Origin of the sequence: Bradyrhizobium niftali, assembly GCF_004571025.1 — a bacterium.
GTDB lineage: Bacteria > Pseudomonadota > Alphaproteobacteria > Rhizobiales > Xanthobacteraceae > Bradyrhizobium > Bradyrhizobium niftali.
The window spans coordinates 1-5,422 of the sequence record NZ_SPQT01000086.1 but is presented as its reverse complement, the minus strand read 5'-3'; the positions used below and the strand labels follow the sequence as shown (position 1 = coordinate 5,422).

At 56.2% G+C, this 5,422-nt stretch carries 6 protein-coding genes; 3 read left to right on the top strand and 3 right to left on the bottom strand.

Annotated features, from left to right (window positions below; genetic code table 11):
* Together E4K65_RS46190 and E4K65_RS46185 are read left to right on the top strand one after the other, a co-directional pair.
* Window positions 1-188, top strand: a 188-nt coding sequence (locus E4K65_RS46190) for a transposase (RefSeq protein WP_167771651.1), incomplete at its 5' end; no start/stop codon positions are given.
* A 713-nt stretch (window positions 189-901) separates the two neighbouring features.
* A complete protein-coding gene (locus E4K65_RS46185) occupies window positions 902-1,369 on the top strand; it encodes an SgcJ/EcaC family oxidoreductase (protein ID WP_135179700.1) in 468 nt (155 codons plus the stop codon).
* A gap of 220 nt (window positions 1,370-1,589) precedes the next feature.
* Here E4K65_RS46185 and E4K65_RS46180 read toward each other — a convergent pair whose 3' ends face one another.
* Together E4K65_RS46180 and E4K65_RS46175 are read right to left on the bottom strand one after the other, a co-directional pair.
* The gene (locus tag E4K65_RS46180) at window positions 1,590-2,336 is read right to left on the bottom strand and encodes an anti-sigma factor family protein (protein ID WP_135179699.1); all 747 of its coding nucleotides are present in this window, start codon (window positions 2,334-2,336) and stop codon (window positions 1,590-1,592) included.
* Window positions 2,336-2,875 carry a sigma-70 family RNA polymerase sigma factor gene (locus E4K65_RS46175; RefSeq protein ID WP_135179698.1) on the bottom strand — a complete coding sequence of 180 codons (540 nt, stop codon included), beginning with the start codon at window positions 2,873-2,875 and terminating at the stop codon, window positions 2,336-2,338. The genes E4K65_RS46180 and E4K65_RS46175 overlap by 1 nt, the downstream gene beginning before the upstream one ends.
* Window positions 2,876-3,433: 558 nt before the next feature.
* Between E4K65_RS46175 and E4K65_RS46170 the strand changes: the two genes are divergently transcribed.
* Entirely contained in the window at window positions 3,434-3,718 is a 285-nt protein-coding gene (locus E4K65_RS46170; protein WP_135179697.1) for a hypothetical protein, read from the top strand.
* A 1,017-nt stretch (window positions 3,719-4,735) separates the two neighbouring features.
* Here E4K65_RS46170 and E4K65_RS46165 read toward each other — a convergent pair.
* The coding region (locus tag E4K65_RS46165; RefSeq protein WP_135179696.1) for an IS110 family RNA-guided transposase at window positions 4,736-5,422 on the bottom strand (687 nt) is incomplete at its 5' end.

The following is a 5,422-nucleotide window of genomic DNA, read 5'->3' as shown; positions in this document are numbered from 1 at the left end:
GTCAGCGCAAGAAGGTCGAGATGCAGTTTGCACACTTGAAGCGCATCCTGAGGCTTGGTCGGCTCCGGCTTCGTGGCCCACGGGGCGCCCAGGACGAGTTTGTTCTGGCTGCCATCGCTCAAAATCTGAGGCGCCTCGCGTCGTTCGTTGCGCGACCACCACCCGCTCATGCCACGTGCATTGCGTAGCGTAGGAGTTGCGTTGAGAGCGTCAGGGTCGGCGGATCAACGCCGGTCGGCCTTGCCGAATGGCTGAAAGACATCCGTCGGTACAGCCGACTTTTGCAACACAATCGGCCCTTAGCCGAAGGTCGATTGAGCGCGTGTCATGTCGGCTGTCAGGGGCAAACCGGACGCCGATACAACTTGGCGTCCACCGCTGCTTTTGACCCGAACCGGAAGTCGGCGTCGCCTTGCGCTCGTGCGTCAATCCTCCTGACCGTACTTCTCCAGAACGGCAATGCGCCGGTGTTAAGTCTTGTCTGGTGTCAATCACCGGTCTAATAAACATTCGTTGCCCCGCGAGCCATGAGCAATGGATCAGGGTTCGGCAATGACTGACCTGATCCTGAGATCATTTCCGTTCGCTTGCTGAATGCCGCGAAGAGACAAGAGATGGAGCCGAAGGTGTAGCTGCGGCTCAATTTTCCAAACGACACCTCCGTACTCCGCCTTTCTCGGAGCCCATTCTGAATCATGTGTTCGGTTGCCACGTGGCCATTGAGGCTCCGATGAAAAGCATCTGGACAAGCTCCAATTCAGTGAGGCTACCCGCTGGCGCCTTCGCTGAGGCGCTACCACGTCCGGACCAACATCGGCCAGCGGCAAACTTGAGCAGTACGCTCGCAGCGCGACGCGCCACTGGAATTTCTAGAGGTAACCACATGCGAGGAGTGTAAGCCATGAACAAAATGCTTTGCGTATTGGCACTGACATTCGCCGTTGTCGTACCCGCCTTCGCTGACGACGCCAAAACAATTGCACAGCGTGTCGACGATAAGTGGATCGAGGCCTTCAACAAGAAAGATGCCGCCGCTCTCACCGCGCTATACACGGCCGACGCCGTGTTGTTGCCGCAAGGTGTGGATCAACCCATCATCGGCACTGAGAATATCCGCAAATTCATGGATCAGATGGTGAATGAGAAACTCCAAAACATGGTTCTGCCGGTCGCGCAGGCGAACATGATAGACCCAAACTCACTTTATCAAGCCGGTACCTGGTCTGCTGATGCCGGAGGCCAGCAGATCAAGGGAACCTATATGAGCGTCATCGTCCGGGACGGCGCAGATTGGAAATATCGCGCCGACACCTGGAACATGATGCCGCCCCCTCCGGCGACTGTCGGTTCAGGCTCAGCAAACAAGTAGTCCTCCAACTCTGGGGTGGAGTTGATAAACAACGGCCAGCAAACTGCTGTTTTGTCCTTGGTCCACGGAAATGGTCGGCTTGGTGTCCCGCTTTTGCGCGAGGCAAGCCGGGCCGATCATCCCAGCCTCGACCCCGCTTAAGCATGGGTAGAGCCCTTGCGAAACCCGTCACGCTCATTGTGATCAAGACCTTGATGGTTTTCGCTGCACTCTACCCGTTCTACGAGCTGTCTCGGAAGGATTGGGCGAAGCTCACCAGCTCAGTCGAGTTCAAGTCCGAGATCGCTACAAAGGAACGCTGACCTTCGGTCCAGGTGACGATGTTGTATCCATGCTCGTTTCTCTGCTGAATCTCGCCCTTCTCCGTGGCGTTATCGAGCAGCATCTCGCTTAGGCTGATAACGTGCTGGCGTCGGCGATAAACCAGCGTGGGCACCGGTGTGCCTGCTATCACGTCTATGCGCGCTCCGAGCAGCTCGAAGCCCTGGTCTGTAAGGTCTACAACGCGAGGAGCTTGCGTAATGCGGCCGTTGAACCATGGCTTGACGGTATGGCGATCAGACGAGCTGACGTCCGTCTGGTGCGAGGACATTAGGGAACGCAAATGTCCGTCCAGGAGCTGAGTGCTAGAGCTGAGCGGTTCGCGTTGAAGAACGGCGATTGAGGTCAAGGATCCAGAAATGCCAGCAACGATCATCAAAGAAGCGGCCAAAAGCATCCACTGCGGGGGGCTCCACCTTCGTCCGATCCCGAGCTTTCGCTCCAGCCGACTCAGAAATGCATCAGCGACTTCACGATCGGTATGCATTCGCGACAGAGCAAGTTTCAGCCCTTTGACCTCACGTGCGACGCGCTGCAGCACTGGGTCCTCACGAATCCGCCTTTCCATGTTGAGTGAAGTTGCGAGGTCGAGCTCGCCGTCCAAGTAAGCGTGAAGCAAAAGGACATCATCATGGGTGAGAGGCATCAGGACCTCTCCTGACGAATCTGCGTGATGAGCTTTTGACGGGCACGTGCAAGCCTCGACATGACAGTCCCCAGCGGCAGTCCTGTAACACCGGAAATCTCGCGGTACTCCAACCCCTGTATATCCCGAAGTACCAAGACTTCCCTGAACCCGATCGGCAGCTCAGAAACGAGCTTCTCCAGTAAGGCGGCGTCTCCCAACGCGATTATTGTCGCCTCAGGCGAAATGTCTCGCTCGCAAGCCTCGCCTTGCTCCACTTCAAGGCGCTCCTGATCACTAAGATCATCCAAGCTCACTAATGACAGGCGCCTTTTGTCACTCAACCAGGTGAAGGCTGTATTCCTGACGATGGTCAACAGCCAAGCCTTTGCATTTGAACCGGAAAACCGATCAATCGAGCGGAAAGCCCGGACGCACGCTTCCTGCACCACGTCCTCAGCGTCAGCCCGATCGCGCGTGATCCATCGCGCGAAGGCCAGCGCGTCTGCAAGATGAGGTGCCACAAGCGTGTTGAACCTGGCCGTCGGATCCGGGTTCAAGAACCCTCCTATTGATTTAACTCGAAATGGAACCAGAAATTCCCATTCAGTTCTAAAAAAAGGAACTCGTAGGCAAGCTGAAATGCTTGGGAAGCCACCAAAGCGCAGGAACAATCACAGGCAGTCCGCGAAATCTTTCAGCCGACGGATGAAACCGTAGCCGGGCTCAACTCAAAGACCGGCGGTAAAAAAAATTTCGCTTCGCCGGAATTTTTTCTCGGAAGAACAAGTCTAGTGATTGAGGCACAGCATCGCACTTTCCTGCAAGTTTTACTAGCATGCGTTTGCAACTGGTGACTTCATGAACTTGGCTGATTGTTCTCTAGGCGCATTTGCCATTCTCAATACCGCGAGGCTCTTGGGTTATATCCCTCAAATCGTGAGGGTTCACCGAGACAAGGCGGGCGCGGAAGCTGTCTCAATCTCTACCTGGTTGTTGTTTGCTGCTGCCAACGTTGCAACCGTTAGTTACGCGGTGGTCGTGACGCACGATTTGCTCTCGGCGACTATTTTTTCAGCAAATACGATTGGCTGCCTCGCCATCCTGGCTATGACGGCTTGGAAACGGCTGAGGAGATCGGAGCGATCACTCCGAGAACTCAAACCGAATCCGGAGAGTTCGCGCAGCTGAACGTGACGATTTCCTTTTTAGAACGGAGATACGAAATGCAGATTGCCCATCAAGCGAACAATGAGGCGTTCACCGGCTCGCGCCTTTTCGACGGCTGGATCATGCTAGGATATTCGGCCTTCGCTGTGGTTCTGCTTGCAGCTATCCATCTCGCAAGCGCCGGAAGCGGTCTCGCCGGCGAGGAGATCGCAATCCTTTCCGTGTTGCCATGAGAAAGTTGGCCCTCGGATTCTCGCAACACTATTGACGTGCCGACATCACGACATGGACAGTGCCTATGTCAGACCGCGTCCAGCTATTCACTGCGCCGCGCGTGAGAATCTGATGAAGCGCGACTTGGTCATAGTTGTAGTGGGCATTCTTTCGTTCGGACTGGCGATCTGGTTTCTTTGGGGAAACCCAGAGAGACCGAGCACTTATAATGGATTGTCGAAAGCAGACGCGAGCACGCGGTTGAGGCTGACATCCAAGGCAGTGCATTGACTGGGGCGAGTCCGAGCTGGAGGCAGATAGCAGATGTCGGTCTTTTCAGATGGGCACATGTCTTCCACTCGCATTTTCGTGGGTGAAATGGTTCACGGACAAATCGCCGAATGACAGTAAGGTCCGAGCCATTTGGCCGATTGCGTCGCGCCGAGATTTGATGCGCCTTGATCCTCTTCCGTGATCGCTTTGCAGTCGGAGAGCCTTTCATGCAGAAATTCTCATACGAGCCTCGCGCATCAGAACGTCCCTTGCTGCGAAGGTGGAGGCTTGCCGTCATAGGGTTTTACGGGTCCTTGCTCGCGCTCATCGCGATACTCGCGGTGGCAACTTCCAACTCAGATGTGCAGATCGCACGAACGGACCAGATCCTCGTTCCTCAGAAGTAAATATCTCGAACGGTAGGATGACTGATCCGGAGGACGATGGGCCGGCGATCATTCTTTCCGACTGCAAGACACTCCGTCCCAAGTCCGCTTGTGATGCTGTTGTCTAATCGCGGCCGAAGCGTCAAGCATATAATCTCTGAGGAGACACTGCCGGGTGCATGGTTGTCTTCGCGGTCGGCATCAGCCGCCGCATGATGGAGCTTCGCGGGACGAGCCTTCAATGTGGACGACGCACTTTGCTGGGTCAGCAGTGCAACAGCATCAGCGGAATGGCTCGGCTCACGTCCCGGCAGGGACGCCTTAGGGGTTCGGGTTCCGAACGCGATCGGGACTTATGCGGCGGCTCCGGCATTCGGGTTACAGCTCGCCGGTCTTAAGCATCGTATGCATTATTACCGCCAGTTTGCGGGCCACAGCCACGGCAGCTCTTTTGAAGCCGATCCTCTCTCGAAGCTGAAGCCCCCATGTGCGCAGCGTGCTGTGAGTTGAGCTGCGCGTCAGAATGACCGCTGCCGCTTCGTAGAGAAGCCCTCGCAAAGGGCGGTCGCCACGTCGGGATATATGGCCGTCATAATCGACTTCTCCGGATTGGTAGCGGCGCGTTGTTAGGCCGATCCACGCGCCAACAGATCTGGATTTCCTGAAGTTGTCAGGCTCCTCAATAGCGGTGGTAAAGGAGGTTGCGGTGATCGCACCGATTCCAGGAATTGACATGAGATTGCGGCAAGCCCGACTTTGGCGCGCGTCCCGCACCAATTGGCGTCCGAGTTGGGCGGCGCGGACGCGAATGCCGCGCCAAGCTTCCAGCATCGGCAGCACGATGGATGCAAGTCTGTCCTGGTCGGCAAGAAGGCTCCGCACATTCTTCTCGAAGGTGCCTCCCTTTCCGGCGGGAACGAGCAGACCGAAGGTTTTCATGACGCCGCGGATCTGATTGGAAAGCTCGGTAGTGATTCGGACCAGCCGCGTCCGCGCTGCGACAAGCGTGCGGGTCAGCATGCTGTCGAATCCCTTCACACGCACCTCACGAAAGAACCCGACTTC